Consider the following 22,115-nt stretch of genomic DNA (forward strand, 5'->3'; position numbering starts at 1 on the left):
GTCAACCGGCCGGGGGCGCCACGCCGCCGGGGCGACCCTTCCTGAAAAATTGTTGTTGTTCAAGGTGTTGCCAGGGGTGGCCGAATACCCCGAAAGAGGTATCCAGCCTAGTCTCGCCGAGGCGTCGGGACAAGCACATTGACTCAGGTCAACGGCCGGCCCGCCCCCCTGTAGCAAGGTCCGCTCAGAGCGCCTTTCGCAGCGCCCGACCCGGGCGAAAAGGCGCTCGGGAAGTCTTTGACCGAGCCAGAGGGGACGACCATGGCCAACACTACCAGCCCGCCGAAGCGCGCCCAGAATCGCGCCCTGGGCCTTTCCACGCTGGCGTTCACCCTGTGTTTCGCAGTGTGGACGCTGTTTTCCATTCTCGGCCTGCAGATCAAGCAGGAGTTCGACCTGTCGGACACCCAGCTCGGCCTGCTGATGGCGACGCCGGTACTCACCGGCTCGATCAGCCGACTGTTCCTGGGCATCCTCACCGACCGCTTCGGCGGGCGCTGGGTGTTCAGCCTGTTGATGCTGGCCACCGCCGGCTGCGTCTACCTGCTGACCTTCGCCACCAGCTACCCCATGCTGCTGCTGGGCGCCCTGGGCATCGGCCTGGCCGGCGGCTCCTTCATCGTCGGCGTGGCCTACACCTCGGCGTGGTTCGAGCCCGGGCGTCAGGGCACCGCGCTGGGCATCTTCGGCGCCGGCAACGTCGGCGCGGCGGTGACCAACTTCGGGGCGCCCTTCCTGCTGCTGGCGCTGGGCTGGCAGGGCGCGGCGCTGGTCTACGCCACGGTGATGGCGATCATGGGCGTGGCCTTCCTGCTGCTGGCCCGCACCGACCCGCAGAGCGCCCAGCGTCGTGCCGACGCCGTGCCGCTCAAGCAGCAGCTGGCGCCGCTGGTCGAGCTGCGGGTGTGGCGCTTCTCGCTGTACTACTTCTTCGTCTTCGGCGGCTTCGTCGCCCTGGCGCTGTGGCTGCCGCACTACCTGGTCGAGGTCTACGGCCTGAGCATCACCGCCGCGGGCATCGTCGCCGCGCTGTACACCATCCCGGCGTCGCTGTTCCGCATCCTCGGCGGCTGGCTCTCCGATCGCTACGGCGCACGGCGCGTGATGTACGCCACGCTGATCGCCTCGGCGGTGTGCAGCTTCCTGCTCAGCTACCCGCCGACCCGCTACAGCGTGCAGGGCGTGCACGGCACCCTGGAGTTCTCCTTCACCATGAACCTGATCGGCTTCGTCGCGCTGATCATGGTGCTGGGCTTCTTCATGTCGCTGGGCAAGGCGGCGGTGTTCAAGCACATCCCCAGCTACTACCCGCAGCATGTCGGCGCGGTGGGCGGCGTGGTGGGCATGATCGGCGGGCTGGGCGGTTTCTTCCTGCCGCTGACCTTCGGCATGCTCAACGACGTGGTGGGTATCTGGCAGAGCTGCTTCATGCTGCTGTTCGTGGTCTCCGGCGCGGCGCTGGCGTGGATGCACTACGCGATCCTGCGGGCCAGCCGTCACGAATGGCGTACCGGCCGCGAGGTCCGCGACCTGCCGGAACTGGCCACCCCCAGCCATTTCGTGCTTCAGGACTGGCGTCCCGAGGACCCGGACTTCTGGGCCGAGAAGGGCAAGCGCATCGCCACCCGCAACCTGTGGATCTCGATCCCCAACCTGCTGCTGGCCTTCTCGGTGTGGATGGTGTGGTCGGTGGTGGTCGCCAAGCTGCCCCAGGTGGGCTTCGACTACAGCTCCAACCAGCTGTTCTGGCTGGCCGCGCTGCCCGGGCTGTCCGGCGCCACGCTGCGCATCTTCTACAGCTTCATGGTGCCGATCGTCGGCGGCCGGCGCTTCACCGCGCTGTCCACCGCCTCGCTGGCGCTGCCGGCACTGTGGATCGGCTTCGCCGTGCAGAACCCCGACACTCCCTACCTGGTGATGCTGATCCTGGCGCTGCTGTGCGGCTTCGGCGGCGGCAACTTCGCCTCGAGCATGGCCAACATCTCGTTCTTCTATCCCAAGCGCGAAAAGGGCAACGCCCTGGCGCTCAACGCCGGACTGGGCAACCTGGGCGTCAGCGTCATGCAGTTCTTGATCCCGCTGGCGATCACCGCCGGGGTGTTCGGTGCACTGGGCGGCGAGCCCCAGACCCTCGGCGACGGTGACCGCCTGTGGCTGCAGAACGCCGGCTTCGTGTGGGTGCCGTTCATCCTGATCGGCGCGGTGGCGGCCTGGTTCGGCATGAACGACATCGCCAGCGCGAAGTCCTCGTTCAAGGACCAGGCGGTAATCTTCAAGCGCAAGCACAACTGGCTGATGTGCGTGCTCTACACCGGCACCTTCGGCAGCTTCATCGGCTATTCCGCGGGCTTCCCGCTGCTGGCCTCCAATCAGTTCCCCGCGGTCGACGTGCTGCAGTTCGCCTTCCTGGGGCCGCTGGTGGGCGCGCTGTCCCGCGCCGGCACCGGCTGGGTCTCGGATCGCTTCGGCGGTGCCCGGGTCACCCTGTGGGTGTTCGCGGCGATGATCGCCTGCGTCGCCGGGGTGCTGTTCTTCCTCGGCATCAAGGACCAGCCGGGCGCCTTCTGGGGCTTCTTCGCCATGTTCCTGCTGCTGTTCTTCTTCACCGGGGTGGGCAACGCCAGCACCTTCCAGATGATCCCCGAGATCTTCCGCCAGGAAGTGGCGCGGCTGATGCCCGATCTCGACGCCGCGGCGCAGCGCCAGCAGAGCGAGAAGGAATCCGCGGCGACCATCGGCTTCACCTCGGCGATTGCCGCTTACGGGGCCTTCTTCATTCCCAAGACCTTCGGCAGCTCCATCGCCCTGACCGGCGGAGCCGAGCTGGCGCTGTACGGCTTCATCGCCTTCTACGCCGTCTGCGTGGCCCTGACCTGGTTCTACTACACCCGCGCCAACGCCGAGATCCGCTTTCAGGAGCCCGGGCGGGCGACGCCGGCCCAGACCGCGTCGTCATGACCCCGAGCCATTGAGGAGAGAGATTCCATGAGTCATTTTCTGGACCGCCTGAAGTACCTGACCCGCCGCCCCGAGCACTTCGCCGAGGGCCACGGCGAGACCCGCGACGAGACCCGCGACTGGGAGGACGGCTACCGGGCCCGCTGGCAGCACGACAAGATCGTGCGCTCCACCCACGGCGTGAACTGCACCGGCTCGTGCAGCTGGAAGATCTACGTCAAGAACGGCCTGGTCACCTGGGAGACCCAGCAGACCGACTACCCGCGCACCCGGCCGGACCTGCCCAACCACGAGCCGCGCGGCTGCCCGCGCGGGGCCAGCTACTCCTGGTACCTGTACAGCGCCAACCGGCTCAAGTACCCCTTGATCCGCAAGCCGCTGCTGGCGCTGTGGCGCGAGGCGCTCGAGCGCCACGACGACCCGGTGGACGCCTGGGCGTCGATCGTCGAGGACCCGACCCGGGCCAGGCAGTACAAGAAGGCCCGCGGCCTGGGCGGCTTCGTGCGCGCGAACTGGGAGGAGATGGAGACGCTGATCGCCGCCTCCAACGTCTACACCGCCAAGCAGTACGGCCCCGACCGGGTCATCGGCTTCTCGCCGATCCCCGCCATGTCGATGGTCAGCTACGCCGCCGGGGCACGCTACCTGTCGCTGATCGGCGGGGTCTGCCTGTCGTTCTACGACTGGTACTGTGACCTGCCGCCGGCGAGCCCGCAGACCTGGGGCGAGCAGACCGACGTGCCGGAATCCGCCGACTGGTACAACTCGGGCTACCTGATCGCCTGGGGCTCCAACGTGCCCCAGACCCGCACCCCGGACGCCCACTTCTTCACCGAGGTGCGCTACAAGGGCACCAAGACCGTGGCGATCACCCCGGACTACGCCGAGGTGGCCAAGCTCGCCGACGAGTGGCTGTCCGCCAAGCAGGGCACCGACGCGGCGCTGGCGATGGCGATGGGCCACGTGATCCTCAAGGAGTTCCACCTCGAGCGCCAGGACCCCTACTTCACCGACTACGTGCGCCGCTACACCGACATGCCGATGCTGGTCGAGCTCGAGCCCCGCGAGGACGGCAGCTACGCCCCCGGCCGCCAGCTGCGCGCCAGCGACTTCGGCGAGGCGCTCGGCCAGGCCAACAACCCCGAGTGGAAGACCGTCGCCTGGGACAAGGCGAGCGACCGGCTGGTGGTGCCGCGCGGCTCGATCGGCTTCCGCTGGGGCCAGGACGGCGTCGAGGCCGACCGGGGCAAGTGGAACCTCGAGCCGCGGGACGCCGAGGGTCGCGAGATCGAGCCGCTGCTCACCTTCGCCGAGCATCGTGACGACGTGGCGCGGGTCGCCTTCCCCTACTTCGGCGGCATCGAGCGCGAGCACTTCGCCCACGTCGCCGGCAACGACGTGCTCTACCACAGCCTGCCGGTCAAGCGCCTGACCCGCGCCGACGGCAGCACGGTGCTGGCGGTCACGGTGTTCGACCTGACCTGCGCCAACTACGGCATCGACCGTGGCTTCGGTGCGGCGGACGCCGACGACGGCGCCACCGACTACGGCCAGGTGCGCCCCTACACCCCGGCCTGGCAGGAGAAGATCACCGGGGTGCCCGCCGCCCAGTGCCTGCGCATCGCCCGCGAGTTCGCCGACAACGCCTCCAGGACCCATGGCCGCAGCATGATCATCGTCGGTGCCGGCATGAACCACTGGTACCACATGGACATGAGCTACCGCGGGCTGATCAACATGCTGGTGCTGTGCGGCTGCGTGGGCCAGAGCGGTGGCGGCTGGTCGCACTACGTCGGCCAGGAGAAGCTGCGCCCGCAGACCGGCTGGCTGCCGCTGGCCTTCGGCCTCGACTGGACGCGCCCGCCGCGCCAGATGAACGGCACCTCGTTCTTCTACAACCACTCCAGCCAGTGGCGCTACGAGAAGCTCAAGATCCAGGAGATCCTCTCGCCGCTGGCCGATCCCCAGCAGTACGGAGGCAGCCTGATCGACTACAACGTGCGTGCCGAGCGCATGGGCTGGCTGCCCTCGGCGCCGCAGCTCGACACCAACCCGCTGCGCCTGGCCGCGGCCGCCGAGGCGGCGGGCCTGTCCACCAAGGACTACGTCGTGCAGCAGCTCAAGGCCGGCAAGCTCGCCTTCGCCGCCGAGGACCCGGACAACCCGCAGAACTTCCCGCGCAACCTGTTCATCTGGCGCTCCAACCTGCTGGGCAGCTCCGGCAAGGGCCACGACTACCTGCTCAAGTACCTGCTGGGCGCCAACCACGGCGTGCAGGGCAAGGATCTGGGCAGCATGGACGGCGTCAAGCCCGAGGAGGTGACATGGCGCGACGAGGCCGCCGAGGGCAAGCTCGACCTGCTGGTGACGCTGGACTTCCGCATGTCCACCACCTGCCTGTACTCGGACATCGTGTTGCCCACCGCGACCTGGTACGAGAAGGACGATCTCAACACCTCGGACATGCATCCGTTCATCCACCCGCTGACCGCGGCCACCGACCCGGCCTGGGAATCGCGCAGCGACTGGGAGATCTACAAGGGCATCGCCGGGGCGTTCTCGCGGGTCTGCCCGGGGCATCTCGGCGAGGAGACCGACCTGGTCACCCTGCCGCTGCAGCACGACTCCCCGGGAGAACTCGCCCAGCTCGACGTCAAGGACTGGAAGCGCGGCGAGTGCGAGCCGATTCCCGGCAGGACCATGCCCAGCCTGGTCGAGGTCAAGCGTGACTATCCGGCCACCTACGAGCGCTTCACCTCGCTGGGGCCGGCGCTCGAGTCGCTGGGCAACGGCAGCAAGGGCATCAACTGGGCCACCGACAAGGAGGTGGAGCTGCTCGGCCGGCTCAACCGCCGCAAGCTCGACGGCGCCGCCAAGGGCCGCCCGTGCATCGAGAGCGCCATCGACGCCGCCGAGACCATTCTCTCGCTGGCCCCGGAGACCAACGGCCAGGTGGCGGTGCGCGCCTGGGAATCGCTGTCCAAGGTCACCGGGCGCGATCATACCCACCTGGCGCGGCCCAAGGAGGAGGAGAAGATCCGCTTCCGCGACGTGGTCGCCCAGCCGCGCAAGATCATCTCCAGCCCCACCTGGTCGGGGCTCGAGGACGAGCACGTCTCCTACAACGCCGGCTACACCAACGTCCACGAGCTGATCCCCTGGCGCACCGTCAGCGGCCGCCAGCAGCTCTACCAGGATCACCCCTGGATGCGCGCCTTCGGCGAGAGCCTGCTGGCCTACCGGCCGCCGATCGACACCAAGGCGGTGGCCAGCGTCCATGCGCCGAAGTCCAACGGCAACCCGGAGATCGCGCTGAACTGGATCACCCCGCACCAGAAGTGGGGCATCCACTCCACCTACTCGGACAACCTGCTGATGCAGACCCTGTCCCGCGGCGGGCCGATCGTCTGGCTCTCCGAGGAGGACGCCCGCGCCATCGGCGTCGAGGACAACGACTGGCTGGAGCTCTACAACGCCAACGGCGCGGTCACCGCCCGCGCGGTGGTCAGCCAGCGGGTCAAGACCGGCATGGCGATGATGTACCACGCCCAGGAGCGGCTGGTGAATATCCCCGGCTCGGAGATCTCCGGCACCCGTGGCGGCATCCACAACTCGGTGACCCGCATCTGTCCCAAGCCGACCCACATGATCGGCGGCTACGGCCAGCTGGCCTACGGCTTCAACTACTACGGCACCGTCGGCTCCAACCGCGACGAGTTCGTCGTCGTGCGCAAGATGAAGCGTGTCGACTGGCTGGACGGTGAAGGCAACGATTACGAACAGGAGGCCGTGAAATGAAGATTCGTTCCCAGGTCGGCATGGTACTCAACCTCGACAAGTGCATCGGCTGTCATACCTGCTCGGTCACCTGCAAGAACGTCTGGACCAGCCGCGAGGGCGTCGAGTACGCCTGGTTCAACAACGTCGAGACCAAGCCCGGCATCGGCTACCCCAAGGAGTGGGAGAACCAGGCCAAGTGGAAGGGCGGCTGGCTGCGCCGCAAGGACGGCAAGATCGAGCCGCGCATCGGCGGCAAGTGGCGGGTGCTGGCGAACATCTTCGCCAACCCCGACCTGCCGGAGATCGACGACTACTACGAGCCGTTCACCTTCGACTACCAGCACCTGCACACCGCCAAGCAGGGCGAGCACCAGCCCACCGCGCGGCCGCGCTCGCTGATCTCCGGCGAGCGCATGAAGAAGGTCGAATGGGGCCCCAACTGGGAGGAGATCCTCGGCACCGAGTTCGCCAAGCGGCGTCGCGACGCCAACTTCGCGCAGATCGAGGCCGACATCTACGGCCAGTTCGAGAACACCTTCATGATGTACCTGCCGCGGCTGTGCGAGCACTGCCTCAACCCGGCGTGCGTGGCGTCGTGCCCGAGTGGCGCGATCTACAAGCGCGAGGAAGACGGCATCGTGCTGATCGACCAGGACAAGTGCCGCGGCTGGCGGATGTGCGTCTCCGGCTGCCCGTACAAGAAGATCTACTACAACTGGAAGTCCGGCAAGTCCGAGAAGTGCATCTTCTGCTACCCGCGCATCGAGGCCGGCCAGCCGACGGTGTGCTCCGAGACCTGCGTGGGGCGCATCCGTTACCTGGGCGTGCTGCTCTACGACGCCGACCGCATCGAGGAGGTCGCCGCCTCCGCCGACGAGCGCGACCTCTACCGGCGCCAGTGCGAGATCTTCCTCGACCCCAACGACCCCGAGGTGATCGCCCAGGCGCGGCGTGACGGCATCCCGGAGAACGTCATCGTCGCCGCACAGGCCTCGCCGGTCTACAAGCTGGCCATGGACTGGCAGCTGGCGCTACCGCTGCACCCCGAGTACCGCACCCTGCCGATGGTCTGGTACGTGCCGCCGCTGTCGCCGATCCAGTCGGCGGCCGAGGCCGGGCACCTCGAGGACGACGGCGTGCTGCCGAAGATCGAGTCGCTGCGCATCCCGGTCCAGTATCTCGCCAACCTGCTCACCGCCGGCGACGAGGGCCCCGTGGTGCTGGCGCTCAAGCGGCTGATGGCGATGCGCGTCTACATGCGCGGCAAGCACGTCGACGGCGAGACGAACCAGGCCGTGCTCGACGCCGTGGGACTCAGCGAGGCCCAGGTCGAGGCCATGTACCGCTACCTGGCGATCGCCGACTACGAGGACCGCTTCGTGGTGCCCACCAGCCACCGCGAGCTGGCCCGCGAGGCCTTCCCCGAGCGCGGCGGCTGCGGCTTCAGCTTCGGCAACGGCTGCCAGGGCGGCGACAGCGAGACCAGCCTGTTCGGCGGCCGCAAGCAGACCACCACCCTGGTGCAGCCGGTGAACGTCTACGACCCGCAGGCCGAGGAGACCGCCCATGACTGACACCACCCAGCGCAGCCTGCGCGCCCTGGCGCGGCTGCTCGACTACCCCGAGGCCGAGCTGCAGGCCGCCGCCGACGAACTGGCGGCGGTGTTCGCCGCCGAGCCCCGCCTGCCCGCGGCGCTGCGCGAGGCGCTCGTCGGCTGGTGCCGGCGGATCGCCGCGACGCCGCTGCTCGACCTGCAGGCCGACTACGTGGCGCTGTTCGACAAGGGCCGGGCCACCTCGCTGCTGCTGTTCGAGCACGTCCACGGCGAATCCCGCGACCGCGGCCAGGCGATGGTCGACCTGCTCGCCGAGTACCAGGCCGCCGGCTTCGCGCTCGACGCCCGCGAGCTGCCCGACTACCTGCCGCTGTTCCTCGAGTACCTGTCCACCCGCGACGAGGCCGAGATCGGCCGCTGGCTGGGCGAGATCCGTCACATCCTGGCGCGGCTCGCCGCCCGTCTGGAGGAGCGCGAGGCGGGCCACGCCCTGGTGCCGCTGACGCTGCTGGCGCTGATCGGCGCCGAGGGCGATATCGCCGAGCACCGCGAGCCGGTGAAGCAGGAGCCCCGCGACGATACCCCCGCGGCGCTGGACGCCGTGTGGGAGGAGGAGGCGGTGCGCTTCTCCGCCGCCTCCGACGAGGACTGCGCGCTGCAGTCCGCCGAGGGGCGCCGCCTCGCCGAACGCAAGCGCACCACGCCGCAGGAGGCGGTACGCATCCTTGATCCCGTCAGCGTCTCATCGTCATTCGGAGAGCCGTCATGAACTACCTCAATACCCTGTTGTTCGGGCTGTACCCGTACCTGGCCGGCAGCGTCTTTCTGATCGGCAGCCTGCTGCGCTTCGATCATGGCCAGTACACCTGGAAGACCGGTTCCAGCCAGCTGCTCTCGCGGCGCCAGCTGCGGCTGGGCAGCAACCTCTTCCACATCGGCATCCTGGTGATCTTCTTCGGCCATCTGGTGGGCCTGTTGACCCCGCATTGGGTCTACGCGCCGTTCATGGCCGCCGGCACCAAGCAGGTCGTCGCCATCGTGGTCGGCGGGCTGGCGGGGCTGTCCTGCCTGGCCGGCGGGGCGATCCTGCTGCATCGTCGGCTCACCAACCCGCGGGTGCGGGCCTCCTCCAGCGTCACCGACAACCTGATCCTGATCCTGCTGCTCATCCAGGTCTCGCTGGGTCTGCTGACGATCTTTTCCGCGCTGCACCACCTCGACGGCGGGGCGATGCTGATGCTCGCCGAGTGGGCGCAGGCGATCGTCTACTTCAAGGGCAACGCCGCGGTGCATCTCGCCGAGATCGGCTGGATCTACAAGCTGCACATCCTGCTGGGCCTGACCATCGTGCTGCTCTTCCCGTTCACCCGGCTGGTGCACGTGTGGAGCGCGCCGCTGGGGTATCTGGGGCGGCGGTATCAGATTGTCCGGCGCCGGGCCTGAGGGTCTGCCGAAAAATGCCTGCGCTCGGCGATTTTTCAGGAAAGCTAAATGAATATCGGGTTGAGCTGGACCGGCCACAGTTGCTGCGGGGCGGGGACAGGGTGAAGCGAGGGTCTTTTGCCATGGATGGCAAAAGTAGCGCCCAGGGAAGGGTTCACAGCGCCCTCGCGCAATCCTGTCGACGCCCTGCCCCGGCAAGGCCCTGCGCCGCAAAGACCCGCTGAGAGCTATTCGAGATCATGACCATGCAACAGATTGCCATCGAAACCCTGCCGGGCGGCGCCGCGCCGATCCGCGTCGGCGAGACCGCCATCGACGAAACCGAGATCGCCCGCGAGATGCAGCACCACCCGGCCGACAGCGCCGACGGCGCCCGCGAGGCCGCGGTGCGGGCCCTGGTGGTCCGCGAGCTGCTGCGTCAGCGCGCGCAGCAGGTGCTGGGCCTGGAAGGCGATGACGAGGCCGCCATCGCCGCCCTGCTCGAGCAGGAGCTGCCGACTCCCGAGCCCGACGAGGCCGATTGCCGACGCTACTTCGACGCCCACCGCGAGCGCTTCGGCGAGCCGGCGCGGCTGGCGGTGCGCCATATCCTGTTGGCGGCGGCCCCGGACGATGCCGAGGCCCGCGACGCCGGCTACCGCCGGGGCATGGCGTTGATCGCCGAGCTCGAGGAACACCCCGAACGCTTCACCGACCTGGCCCGGCGCCACTCCGCCTGCCCCTCGAAGGAAAGCGGCGGCGAGCTGGGCTGGCTCACCCCGGGGCAGACCGTCGCCGAGCTGGACCGCGCCCTGCAGACCCTGCCCGAGGGCCTGCACGACCGGCCGCTGGCCTCGCGCTACGGCTGGCACCTGGTCTGCATCGATGAGCGCCGCGACGCCCGCCCGCAGCCCTTCGAGGCGGTCGCCGAACGGGTCCGCCATACCCTGTGCGAGCAGGCCTCGCGCCGCGCCCTGCGCCACTACCTGCTGGCCCTGGAGGCCGAGATCGGCGTTGCCGGGTTCCGGCTCGACGACGACGCCGAGGGCGCGCTGATGCAGTAACGCTTGAGTAACGTCGCCCGGCCGCCGCGCCGGGGTTCCGTCACGGCCCCGCTGCTACAGGCGGGGAAGGAGGTTGTCATGACACGCGATGCATCCACCCGGCCGCCGCTGGTCTATTCCTGCTCGGGCTGCTCGGATGTCGCCCAGCTGGCCAACGAGGTGGCGCTGCGCCTCGATCACGCCGGTACCGCCGAGATGTCGTGCATCGCCGGCGTCGGCGGCGGCGTGCCGGGGCTGGTGAAGACGGCGCGCTCGGGGCGGCCGATCGTCGCCATCGACGGCTGCCAGATGCACTGCGCCAGCCACTGCCTGGCCAACGCCGGGGTGACGCCCACCGAGCACGTGCGGCTCTACGAGCGCGGCCTGAAGAAGCGCAAGGGGCGCCTCTACGACGAGGCCACCATCGCCACGGTGACCGAGGAGGTCGGTGGATTGATCGCCCGGTTGCCGATTCCCGACGCCCCGGCGGCACGCTGACGGCAGGCAACGACGCAAAAAAAGCGCCCTGCCAAGGATTGGCAGGGCGCACATGCAGGGAGTCTCGTCATGCCGGCCATTCCGCTGGCCGGTCTTGCCGTTCCTGGTGGCGGTATCGTCCTGATACCGGGGCCTTCCTGGCCGCGGCCTCCTTGCCGGCGATCGTCCTGATCGCGACGAGCCATGTTACACTAGCACACAATAGTTAACATTGTGACCCGATAGGTGAATTTCCCTTTCAGGTCACGGAGCCTGCATGTCGATCCATATCTCGTGCGGTCATGGAAAAAGGCGACAAGGTCGGCCCCCTGGGGCCGATCCTGCCTAGCGCTGCGTTTCCTTGCTGGCTTCAACGAGCGTCCTGCTCGTACATCCCTGGCTTTTGAGCCTTCCGTTGCTCGATCTTCCCTGACGGGCTCTCCCTTGCCCGACATCGCACACTCTCGCAGCTTGATGCGGATGTCGATTTAACCTGGGTTATCAAGGGTAAGAAAAATTCGTGATTTCTCGCTATCGCTGTTTTGCCATGGATTGACTCAGGCTAAGAGTTCGAGGCGGCGCCGGAGGCCGACGAGCCGGTATCCGCCGGCTCGGCGGGGGCCGGCAGGGCCCGGCCGGCACGAGGGCGGATCGGCGGGAAGTCCTGCGCCGTGAGGGTTTCCCGCTCCAGCAGCAGGGCGGCGCCGGCCTGCAGGTCGCCGCGGCAGGCCTCGAGGATGCCCAGGGCGCGGCGGTAGGCCTCGTCCACCAGCTGGCGCACGGCGAGGTCGATCTCGCGGCCGGTGGCCTCGGAATATTCGCGCGGCTGGGCCATGCCGTAGGCCTCGCCGAGGAAGGCGTGACGCTCCTCCTCGTAGACCACCGGCTCGATGCCCTCGGCCATGCCGAAGCGGGTGACCATGTGGCGGGCGATCTCGGTGACCTTGGCCAGGTCGTCGGCGGCGCCGGTGGAGATCTCGTCGAAGATCAGGCGTTCGGCGGCCCGGCCGCCCATCAGCACCGTCATGCGGTGCTTGAGCTCGGTGGTGGTCTGCAGGAAGCGGTCCTCGGTGGGGCGCTGGATGGTGTAGCCCAGCGCGCCGACCCCGCGCGGGATGATCGACACCTTGTGCACCGGGTCCATGTCCGGCAGCGCGGCGGCGACCAGCGCGTGGCCCATCTCGTGGTGGGCGACCACCTCGCGCTCGTGGGCGTTGAGCAGCCGGCTCTTCTTCTCCAGCCCGGCGACGATGCGCTCGATGGCGTTGGTGAAGTCGGCCATGCTCACGGCCTCCGCCCCGCGACGGGTGGCCAGCAGCGCCGCCTCGTTGACCAGGTTGGCCAGATCGGCGCCGGTGAAGCCCGGCGTCAGCGCGGCGATGTGGTCGAGATCGACGTCGGCGGCGAGCTGCTGGAGCTTGCCGATGTGCACCTCGAGGATCGCCTTGCGCCCGAGACGCTCGGGGCGATCGACCAGCACCTGGCGGTCAAAGCGCCCGGCGCGCAGCAGCGCCGGGTCGAGGATCTCGGGGCGGTTGGTGGCGGCGAGCAGGACGATGCCCGAGGCGGTGTCGAAGCCGTCGAGCTCGGTGAGCAGCTGGTTGAGGGTCTGTTCCTTCTCGTCGTGGCCGCCCATCACGTTGGGCCCGCGGGCCCGGCCCAGCGCATCCAGCTCGTCGATGAAGATGATGCAGGGCTTGGCCTTGGCCGCCTGCTCGAAGAGGTCGCGGACCCGCGCCGCGCCTACGCCGACGAACATCTCGACGAACTCCGAGCCCGAGATCGAGAAGAACGGCACGCCCGCCTCGCCGGCCACCGCCCGGGCCAGCAGCGTCTTGCCGGTGCCCGGCGGGCCGACCAGCAGGATGCCCTTGGGCACCCGGGCGCCGAGCCGCCCGTAGCGCTGCGGGTCGCGCAGGAAGGCCACCACCTCCTTGAGCTCGTCCTTGGCCTCGTCGACGCCGGCCACGTCGGCGAAGGTCACCCGGGTGGCGGTCTCGACATAGACCTTGGCCTTCGACTTGCCCAGGGTCATCATCCCGCCCATGCCCTGGCTGCCGGCCAGGCGTCGGATCACCAGCGACCACAGCACGAAGAAGAACAGCACCGGGATCACCCACGACAGCAGGGTGGTGAAGAAGGTGTTCTCGCGGGTGCCGTCGAAGGTCACGCCGTACTTCTCGAACGTCGCGGCCAGCGCCGGGTCGACGCGGTTGGTGGTGAAGCCGGTGCGGCCGTCCTGACCGGGCGTCTTGAACGTCCCCGTAATCTGCTCGCTGCCGACCTTGATGGTGGCGATGTCGCCGGCCTCGAGCCGCTGGGTGAATTCCGAATAGGGAATCGGCTCCCGGGAACGCCATTCGAGATAGGCATTCTGGAAGATCAGTACCAGCACGAAGGCCGCGATCGCGTACCACAGGTGAATCTGGTTGCGCCTGTCCATGTCCCGCCTCCCTCCGGATCGCCCTGTCTTCGATTCAGTGTATGTCACCCTGCGCCCACCTCGGGGCGTCTCCCGGGCAGTCATCGCACAGGCAGGGCTACAGGCAAGGCATACCGGCCCCGGGCACCGATTGCGTTGACGTGGGTCAATCCCCAGGGAGCCGTGCCGCTCGAGGTGGCGGAAGTGTCGCCAGTCATGGCGCGCCTTTCCGGATGCATGGCGTCATAATTGTCGCTTTTTTGCGACGAATCGATCGTCGGCCTATGGCGCTCCTGCATCGAGTCCGATTAGGCTGGTTCAGGCCGTCATCAAGGCCATTGTCGAGGGTCAAACAAACATTTGACCCTGGCTGAGGGAGCGGCCTTCATCGACCCGATAGTCTTCAACCCTGGCGGTCACATGAAAAGAACAGTTTCGGACAACGGAACCCACGGGGTCAGCATCACGGGCCGCGGTCGGACAGCGGTGCTGCTGGTCAACGGCTTCGGCTACGAGCAGAGCCTCTGGCAGCCGCTGTGCGAGCAGCTGGACGGGGCGTACCGGCTGATCCGCTTTGACCACGCGGGCACCGGGCGAGCCACCCGCGAGGCCGCCGAGCTGGCCAGCTACACCACGCTCGATGCCTACGCCGACGACCTGCTGGGGCTGGTCGAGTCGCTCGGGCTGGAGCCGGTCGTGGTGGTGGGGCACTCCATCGGCGGCATCATCGCCATGCTGGCGGCGCGACGGCGCCCCGAGCGGTTCCGTCAGCTGATCATGATCAATGCCTCGAGCCGCTATCTCAACGATGCGCCCGACTATCACGGCGGGTTCGAGCGCGAGGATATCCACGCCCTGCTGGACCTGATGGAGCAGAACCACTTCGACTGGGCCGGGCGCCTGGCCGCCGAGGTGATCGGCGTGTCGGCATCGGCCCCGGCGGAAGCGCAGCTGCGCGAGCAGTTCCTGGCCACCGAGGCGGTGGTCGCACGCCGCTTCGCCGAGGTGGTCTTCTTCAGCGATACCCGGGCACGGCTGCCCGAGGTGACGGTGCCCGTCGTGGTCGCGCAGACCGACGGCGACGCCGTGGTCTCCCGGGAGGCGGCGGAGTACCTGGCCGCGCAGCTGCCGAACGCGCGCCTCGCGGGGCTGCCGGTCGAGGGGCACTACCCGCAGATTCGCGCCCCCGACGTGCTGGCCGACGCCCTGCGTACCTGGATCGCGGCATGAGGCCGGAAGCGCCACGGTGGGAGGCCGACACCCTGACGGCGTGGTTGACGGCGCCCTGCGGACTGATGATCACGTCGGCGTCGGGCGAGGTGGTGGCGGCCAATCAGCGCCTGCACGACTGGCTGGGGGTGCCGGTGCTGGCGGGGGAGGCCCTGGAAGACTGGCTGACGGCGAGTGCCCGCACCCTGCTGCACTGGCATGTGGTGGCGCAGCTCGAGCAGGCGGGACAGGCCGAGGAGGTGCACCTGGCGCTGAAGACCGCCGGGGGCGGGGAGATCCCGGTGCTGTGCGGTATCGAGCGCCGCGAGGCGGCCGGACAGACGCAGTGGCACTGGGCGCTGATGCCGATCCGGCGCAAGAGCCGCCTCGAGCGGGAGCTGATCCAGGCGCGCCGGACCACGGAGCGCGCGCTGCAGGACAAGGTCGCCGCGGTGGCGGAACTCGAGGCCCTGAAGACCGAGCTGGAAGCCCACCGTCGGGAGCTCCTCGAGCAGAATCGTCATCTCGAGCACTGTGCCTACAGCGACGCCCTGACGCGCCTGAAGAACCGGCGCGCCTTCAACGAGACGCTCGCCGCCTGGCTGAAGGAGGCCGAGGGGGGCGAGGGCGCGCCGCTGACGCTGGCGCTGATGGACATCGATCACTTCAAGGCCATCAACGATCGCCATGGCCATCCGGTGGGCGACGAGATCCTGCAGCAGCTGGCCGGGCTGATGCGGGCCACCTTCCGCGATCACGACGCCATCTTCCGGGTCGGCGGCGAGGAGTTCGCCATATTGCTGCCCGAGGCCAGCGCCCGCCAGGCGTGCAGCGCCATGGAACGCCTGCGCCGTGCGGTGGCCGCGCACGCCTGGTCGATCGACACCGACGTGACCCTGAGCGTGGGGCTGGCCGACCGCCAGGTACGGGACAGCTTCGACAGCCTGTTCGTCCGCGCCGATCACGCCCTCTACCGGGCCAAGCGCCACGGCCGCAACCGCATCGAGTGCCACAACTCGTCCCCTGATGCGTGCTCCGGGCACCGCGAGCGGTGATCTCCCGGCAGGCTGTTCATCCGGCGCCCGGACGTGGGAGCGCCGTCAGTCGCGGTGCAGATGCCACCGGGTCGCCGCCGTCGGGGATGAATCCCCTCCCACAGGCCCGCCAGTCAGGCTGATCGGCATGGCCACGATTGCTGTGGGAGCGCCTTCGGTCGCGATGAAGGCGCTCCCGGCCGCCGTCGAGCACGCTCCCGCCCTCCGTCGCCCGCTGCGGGTCAGGCGTGTCGGGTCGCAATCCGCTGTCGCCAGCGGAACAGCAGGCGTTCGTAGATCACCCAGCTGTGCAGCAGGAAGAACACGCCGACGAAGTCCAGCGCGGTGATCTTGAGCACGGCCAGGGCATAGGCCTGCTCGATGAGGATTTCGCTGCTCGCCAGCGCCGTCCAGGCCTGGAGGGCGAACAGCCCCCACAGGCCCAGGGTGGCCATCACCAGGGCGGTATCGCGCAGCCGATAGCTCAGGCTGCGGCGCCCGGGGTTGTCGATGATCATCGAGCCGAGTTCATGGTTCACGGAAACGCTCTCCTCTGTCGGGACTGGTCCAGATGGCAAGCTGGCCGCGGCGGCGCACCACGGCCTTGGGGAAGGCCACCACCACGGTGGCCATGTTGATCAGCCAGTAGAAGAACGGGTACCAGATGCACCAGAACAGGCAGCGGTACATCGCCCGGTCGTAGCGGCTGTCGATGAAGAAGCTGACCGCGAACTGCAGCAGGCAGAGCATGACCAGCAGGCCGCCGGACCAGCGCAGCAGCGCCTCCAGCGGCGACCAGCTCGAGACCGGCGCCCCCATCGCCAGGTCGACCACCCACAGGCCGCCCAGCACCAGCATGGAGTAGCACCAGGCGACGCTGATCACGTACTCGACCAGCAGCGGCCAGAAGCGGCGGTTGCGCCAGTGCAGCGCCGCGCCCAGGTGGCGCAGGAAGGCCTCGGCGCCGCCCTGGGCCCAGCGCAGGCGCTGGCGGAACAGGCCGCGCAGGGTTTCGGGCATCAGCACCCAGCACACCGCCCGGGGCTCGTAGCGCACCTGCCAGCCGGCGAGCTGCAGCTTCCAGCTGACGTCGATGTCCTCGGTGATCATGTCGGTGCTCCAGGCGCCGACCTGCTGCAGCGCGCTGCGGCGGAAGGCACAGACCACGCCGGAGATGGTGAACACCATGCCGTAGATGCGCTGGGCACGCTTGATCAGGCCGATGATCGACGAGAACTCGCCGGTCTGGATCTTGCCGATCGCAGTCGAGCGGGTGCGCACCCGGGGGTTGCCGGTGACGCTGCCCACCCGGGGGCTCTGGCGGAAGTGCGCCACCATCCAGAAGAGGGCGTCGTAGTCGAGCACGGCGTCGCCGTCGATGCCCACCACGAGCTCGCCGCGGGCCTGGCGCAGGCCGTTGTTCATGGCCGCGGCCTTGCCCTGGTTGGTCTGGTGCAGCACCTTGAGGTTCGCGTACTGCCGGGCCAGGGCGTCGAGCCGGGCGCCGGTGGTGTCCCGGGAGCCGTCGTTGATGGCGATCACCTCGTAGTTGAGGTAGTTCTGCCGGAACAGGTGGCCGATGGTCTCGTCGATGTGCGCGGCCTCGTTGTGGCAGGGCACCAGCACCGTCACCCAGGGGTCGTCCTCCCGCGAGGGGCTCACTACCTCGTGGGCCTGTCGGCGTTCCCAGTGGAAGTAGTAGTAGAGGCCGCCGGAGATCCAGATGGTCGCCATCAGGCTGGGATAGCCGACGGTGAACAGGATCAGGAGTTCGAGCAGTTCCGTGGAGGTCATGGCCGGGCTCCCAGGCGGGCGGTCAACGAGAAGTTGCGACGCAGCACGCCCGCGTCCGGATGGTTGTTGAGGAAGTCGTCGGGGTAGTAACCGTAGTTGCGCACGCCGGCCTCGCGGATCACCTGCATCCAGCGTCCCAGCGTGTCGCTGGGCACCGGTGACTTGTCTCGCCAGTCGGTGGCCTGCAGCTCGAAGACCAGCTTGTCGCTCGGCACCCTGGCCAGGGCGTCGCGGGCCAGCCGGCGCAGCCACAGCTCGTCGTCGTGGGCGCCTTCCATGTAGGGCATCGCCATCACCGCGGTGTAGTCGTAGGCGTCGGCGAAGGCCTCGAGATCCTGGGCGAACCAGGCGCGGCTCTCGGGGTCGAGGACCACCGGCGCGTAGACGTTGCGGGCCGTGCGCAGCCGCTGCTCGTCGTGCAGGCGGTAGCGGTCGGCGGCACGGGCCAGTTCCTGGGTGAAGTCGATCAGAAAGCGTGTCTTGTGCTGGGTCCAGCGGGCCATCAGCGCCTTGTCCTGGCGGATCAGCGAGACGCCGGGGGGCAGCCCCCACTTCTGGTGATACCAGGCCAGCGCGGCGGTGCCGGCGTCCTCGTAGTCGCTGAAGAAACCGTCGTCGTGGAACAGCAGGCCGTCGAACTTGGTGTACAGGCCCAGATCCTCGTAGATGTCGTCGATGATCCGGCGGTTTTCCGCCACGTAGGGCGACAGGCGGCGATAGTTGTGGGGGTTGGGCTTGCCCAGCCGCAGGTCGCTGACGTACTGGTAGCCCGGCCCCATGTCGAAGGCCATCACCGGCATCCAGGCATAGACCTGGACGTCGGCGCGTTTCTTCAGCTGCCAGGCGACGCGGTTGAACAGGTCGGCCTTGACCGGCATGTGGCGGTTGGGGAAATAGAGCGCCTCGGCGACGCCGTTGCCGTCGGCGTCGGCGAAGGCCTGCAGGTAGACGGTGCTCACCCCGTAGGCCTTGATGCGGTCGAGCAGCCGGTCGAGGTTGCGCGCCTGCTGGGCGGGGTCGGGGTCGTAGACGTAGTCGAGGTCGACATGGACGATGCGCTTGGTCGTGCGGTCCCAGGTCTTGCCGGCGAGGATCTCCTGCAGGTACTGAAGGGAGGTCTCCTGATCCACCAGGTAGCGGCCCATGGCCCGGGTGCCCTCGTTGATGTCGTCCATGCGCGAGATCAGGTTGAAGGTGGTCGGCATGCCCGCATCGGCGGCCATCTGCAGGGTGGCTTCGCTGTAGGCGCCGTAGGGCCAGACCATCGCCCGGGCCGGGTGGCCGAGCTCCTGACGCATGCGTTCCTGGGAGCGGCGGAAGTCCTCGCGGATGCGGGCGCGGTAGGCGGCGGCATCCTCGTAGCCCTGGGTCGTCCAGGCGCTGGTCACGGCGGCCGGCTGCTGGTTGCCGAAGGGGTTGCCCACCAGCCCGTAGTGCAGGGCGTAGGTATGCGAGGCGATCTCCACGCGGCCCGAGGCGTCCATCTCGCGCAGCTGGTCCCAGGTCATGAAGTGCGAGCGTGGCAGGCGGTCGTTGCCGTACAGCACCTGCCGGCCCGGGGGCACGTCCAGCCAGCTGCCGACGATGGCGGCCACCGCCGGGTAGTTGTAGAGCTCGAGCAGCGGATAGACGATATCGTAGAAACTGCGGTAGCCGTCGTCGAAGGTCAGCAGCACGGCCTTGTCCGGTAGCGGCTGCTTGCCGTCGCGGGCGTCCAGCACCTGCTGCAGGCTGACCGGGTGATAGCCCAGTTCGGCGATCAGGTTGAAGTGCTGAATCAGCTTGTTGCGGGTGATCGTCTGGGGGTAGAGCTTCTGGTTCGGGGTGCGGTCCAGATCGACAATGTCGTGATAGCTGATCACCGCCAGGTCGCCGGGCTGGCGGCCGGCGAAGGCCGGGGCGGCGAGTGCCACGGTCAGGCACAGCGCCAGCAGAGCAAGCAGCCGCGTTTTCACAGGAACCTCCATTCGATGCCGGCGGTGATGAAGTTGCCGTATTCCGGGTCGCCGTCGTAGACGGCTTTCTGGCGGGCGATGCCGTAGCTGAGGAGCAGGTCGGGTTCGAACGTCCACTGGTGGGCGTAGCCGATCTGCCAGGTGGCGTTGCTGCCATAGTTTTCCTGCCAGTAGTTGCCGCCGCCGAGGGTCAGCGTCTGGGTGAAGCCCTTGCGGTAGCCCAGCGGCAGCAGGTAGCTCAGCGCGAGTTGGCCGCTGGTGCTGATGTCGCTGGCGGGGTTGTAGTAGCTGGTCGTGAGGGTGTCGTTCTGTGAGCCGCCGACGAAAAGCTGGCCGTTGAGCCGCCAGGCGTCGTGGTGAATCAGGTCCTCGTCCCAGTAGGCGAAGGCCTCGCGACGCAGGTTGCCGTCGTCGAAGTCGGTCAGGGCCAGGCCCAGGCCGCCCTCGCCCTTCTCGTCGCGCCGGTACTTGACGCCGAGGCTGTAGCGGTCGGCCTGAATGTCGTCGTTGAGGGCGCGCAGCGGCGTCTGGGCGGTATTCAGTTCGGCGCTGGCGTTGATCGACCAGAAGTCCGAGAAGGCATAGTTGAAGCGGCCCCAGGCCAGCCAGTCCTCGTTGAGCTGGGCGCCCTGGCCCACCGCCAGGGAGAGCGTCGCCGGGTAGAGGTTGAATTCGTAGCCGGCGGCATCGTAGGCGGCGTACAGATTGTCGCCGTTGTACTTGCCGTAGATGCCGATGCGCTGGGCGAAGAAGCGCGAGCCGGCGTCGTTGCGCGGGGCATCGAGGCGGGTCTCGTAGCGCCAGTCGCGGGAGCTCTGCACGCCGTTGCCCTGGGTGTCGCCCCGCTCGGCCTGGATCGACAGCTTGCCGGCGCGCTGCTCGCGCCAGTCGCGCTCGAGGCCCTCGAGCGCGACGCTGGGCGGGCGAGTCGCGACTTCCTGCTTGATGGCGGCGACCGTGTCACGCCACTGCCCGCGGTCGAGGCGCGCGCCGAGAATGCCGTAGTCGGCCGCCTGGCGGCTGTCCGGCGGTCGGCGGTCGGCGGCCTCGCGATAGGCCTGCTCCGCCTGGCGCGGCCAGCCGCGCCAGCGGTACAGGTCGCCCTTGATGCGCCACAGCGAGGCACTGCCGGGGGCCTCGGCGAGGTAGTCGTCGAGCTGCGCCTCGGCGCCGTCCTCGTCGCCGCGCCAGGCCGTGAGCATGACCTCCAGGTAGCGCACCTTCTCGAAGTTGGGGTTGTCGATGCGCCGGGTGCCGGTGAAGTCCCAGCGGGTGGCCGGCTCCTCGGCCTTCCAGCGCTCGAGGAGGTCGTTGGCCCGGCCGTACTGCTGGGCGTCGGCGTAGGCGTAGATCAGCGATTCATAGAGCGGGTGATCGACGTCGCGGGCCTTGCCGGGGTTGGAGGCCACCAGCGACTGGTAGAGGCGTCGCGCCTCGCCGGGGCGCCCCAGGCCGCTCAGGGCGTCGGCCCGGGCTTCCTGCACGTAGTTGGGCAGCGGGCCGTAGCGGGTCTCGAGCGTGGCGGCCAGCGCCTCGGCGTCGCGGAAGCGGCGCAGGGTCGCCAGGGCGACGACCTTGTCGTACTCGGCGCGCTGCACCAGCCCGGGGGCGGAGCGCTCGTCGGCGATGACCGCGTTCAGCCCCGCCAGGCCCTGCTCGGCATGGCTCAGGTCGCCGGTGCTGTCGGCCAGGCGCAGGCTGGCGACCGCATCGTAGTAGCGCAGCCAGAGCCGGTCGGCCTCGGTGAAGACATCGGGATGCTCGCTCATCATCCGCTGGGCGGCGGCGCTGGCGCCGAGGGTGACGGCCAGCCGGTAGAGGGCCTTGACCTCCTGGTCGTTCTCGGGCTGGCGCTCGACCAGACGCTGGCGGGCCTGCAGCTCGCCGAGGGTGTTGTCGGTGCGCGCGGCCAGGTAGGCGCGGGCCTCGAGGTACTCGTCGGTACGGCCGAAGGTCTCCTCGTAGCGGGCCAGTGCCCAGCCGGCCGACTCGACGTTGCCCAGGTCGGTATGGGTCAGCGCCAGCCCCAGCCAGCCCTGGGGGTTGTTGGGGTCGCGCAGGGTCAGCTCTCGGAAGAACTCCTGGGCGCGCTCGGGGCGGCCGAGCTGGCGCGCCGCGCCGCCCAGGGCGACCAGGCTGGTCTCGGAGTAGTCCTCGGCCCGGCAGGGGCCGCAGGCGTTCAGCGCCTCCTCGAGCCGGCCGGCGCGCACCAGCAGCGCGATCAGGTCGTCGAGGACCCGCGTGTCGCCGGTGCGCGCGTAGAGCGCCTTGAGGCCGTCGATCGCCGCATCGCGCTCGCCCTGGCGGGCCTTGACCACCCAGGCCTCGCGCTGGGCATCCGTGCTGCCGCTCTGGGCCAGGGCGGCGGGTGCACCGAGCAGCCCCGACAGACAGACCAGTGTCCCCAAGGTCATCGACCGCTTGTTCATCGCACGCCCCCACACTGTTGCCTGAAGATCCCGTGC

General features: G+C 68.7%; 14 protein-coding genes. 9 read left to right on the forward strand and 5 right to left on the reverse strand.

Annotated features, from left to right (window positions below):
• The first annotated feature begins 261 nt into the window (after positions 1-261).
• The 7 genes from G7A98_RS10415 (at position 262) to G7A98_RS10445 (ending at position 11,257) form a co-directional block, all read left to right on the forward strand.
• Positions 262-2,958, forward strand: a complete 2,697-nt coding sequence (locus tag G7A98_RS10415) for an MFS transporter (RefSeq protein ID WP_163649609.1) — start codon at positions 262-264, stop codon at positions 2,956-2,958.
• A 27-nt stretch (positions 2,959-2,985) separates the two neighbouring features.
• Complete coding sequence (locus G7A98_RS10420; protein WP_163649610.1) at positions 2,986-6,756, forward strand: nitrate reductase subunit alpha; 3,771 nt, start codon at positions 2,986-2,988, stop codon at positions 6,754-6,756.
• Complete coding sequence (gene narH, locus G7A98_RS10425) at positions 6,753-8,312, forward strand: nitrate reductase subunit beta (RefSeq protein ID WP_163649611.1); 1,560 nt, start codon at positions 6,753-6,755, stop codon at positions 8,310-8,312. Before G7A98_RS10420 ends, narH begins: the two co-directional genes overlap by 4 nt.
• Positions 8,305-9,063 (forward strand): nitrate reductase molybdenum cofactor assembly chaperone, encoded by a 759-nt coding sequence (gene narJ / locus G7A98_RS10430; RefSeq protein WP_163649612.1) that lies wholly within the window; start codon positions 8,305-8,307, stop codon positions 9,061-9,063. Before narH ends, narJ begins: the two co-directional genes overlap by 8 nt.
• Positions 9,060-9,737, forward strand: coding sequence for a respiratory nitrate reductase subunit gamma (gene narI, locus G7A98_RS10435; protein ID WP_163649613.1), 678 nt, complete (start codon positions 9,060-9,062; stop codon positions 9,735-9,737). The genes narJ and narI overlap by 4 nt, the downstream gene beginning before the upstream one ends.
• Positions 9,738-9,982: 245 nt before the next feature.
• Positions 9,983-10,780: a peptidylprolyl isomerase gene (locus G7A98_RS10440; RefSeq protein WP_163649614.1), complete on the forward strand. Its 798-nt coding sequence runs from the start codon at positions 9,983-9,985 to the stop codon at positions 10,778-10,780.
• A gap of 78 nt (positions 10,781-10,858) precedes the next feature.
• The gene (locus tag G7A98_RS10445; RefSeq protein ID WP_163649615.1) at positions 10,859-11,257 is read left to right on the forward strand and encodes a putative zinc-binding protein; all 399 of its coding nucleotides are present in this window, start codon (positions 10,859-10,861) and stop codon (positions 11,255-11,257) included.
• A 541-nt stretch (positions 11,258-11,798) separates the two neighbouring features.
• On the opposite strand, the gene ftsH is transcribed toward G7A98_RS10445, so the two are convergent.
• Positions 11,799-13,679 carry an ATP-dependent zinc metalloprotease FtsH gene (ftsH, locus tag G7A98_RS10450; protein WP_163649616.1) on the reverse strand — a complete coding sequence of 627 codons (1,881 nt, stop codon included), beginning with the start codon at positions 13,677-13,679 and terminating at the stop codon, positions 11,799-11,801.
• Between the two features lie 399 nt (positions 13,680-14,078).
• Here ftsH and G7A98_RS10455 point away from each other — a divergent pair, with 399 nt between their 5' ends.
• The gene (locus G7A98_RS10455) at positions 14,079-14,888 is read left to right on the forward strand and encodes an alpha/beta hydrolase (protein ID WP_163649617.1); all 810 of its coding nucleotides are present in this window, start codon (positions 14,079-14,081) and stop codon (positions 14,886-14,888) included.
• Positions 14,885-15,922, forward strand: a complete 1,038-nt coding sequence (locus G7A98_RS10460; RefSeq protein ID WP_163649618.1) for a GGDEF domain-containing protein — start codon at positions 14,885-14,887, stop codon at positions 15,920-15,922. The genes G7A98_RS10455 and G7A98_RS10460 overlap by 4 nt, the downstream gene beginning before the upstream one ends.
• Before the next feature lie 221 nt (positions 15,923-16,143).
• On the opposite strand, the gene G7A98_RS10465 is transcribed toward G7A98_RS10460, so the two are convergent.
• From G7A98_RS10465 to pgaA, 4 genes are read right to left on the reverse strand one after another with little or no spacing between them, the layout of a single operon-like run.
• Positions 16,144-16,440 (reverse strand): hypothetical protein, encoded by a 297-nt coding sequence (locus G7A98_RS10465; RefSeq protein ID WP_163649619.1) that lies wholly within the window; start codon positions 16,438-16,440, stop codon positions 16,144-16,146.
• On the reverse strand, positions 16,430-17,695 hold the full coding sequence (gene pgaC, locus G7A98_RS10470; RefSeq protein ID WP_163649620.1) for a poly-beta-1,6-N-acetyl-D-glucosamine synthase: 1,266 nt from the start codon (positions 17,693-17,695) through the stop codon (positions 16,430-16,432). Before pgaC ends, G7A98_RS10465 begins: the two co-directional genes overlap by 11 nt.
• Entirely contained in the window at positions 17,692-19,650 is a 1,959-nt protein-coding gene (gene pgaB / locus G7A98_RS10475) for a poly-beta-1,6-N-acetyl-D-glucosamine N-deacetylase PgaB (protein ID WP_240464733.1), read from the reverse strand. The genes pgaC and pgaB overlap by 4 nt, the downstream gene beginning before the upstream one ends.
• Complete coding sequence (gene pgaA / locus G7A98_RS10480) at positions 19,647-22,064, reverse strand: poly-beta-1,6 N-acetyl-D-glucosamine export porin PgaA (RefSeq protein WP_240464734.1); 2,418 nt, start codon at positions 22,062-22,064, stop codon at positions 19,647-19,649. Before pgaA ends, pgaB begins: the two co-directional genes overlap by 4 nt.
• Positions 22,065-22,115 lie beyond the last annotated feature (51 nt).

This window comes from Modicisalibacter sp. 'Wilcox' (genome assembly GCF_010993675.1).
GTDB lineage: Bacteria > Pseudomonadota > Gammaproteobacteria > Pseudomonadales > Halomonadaceae > Modicisalibacter > Modicisalibacter tunisiensis.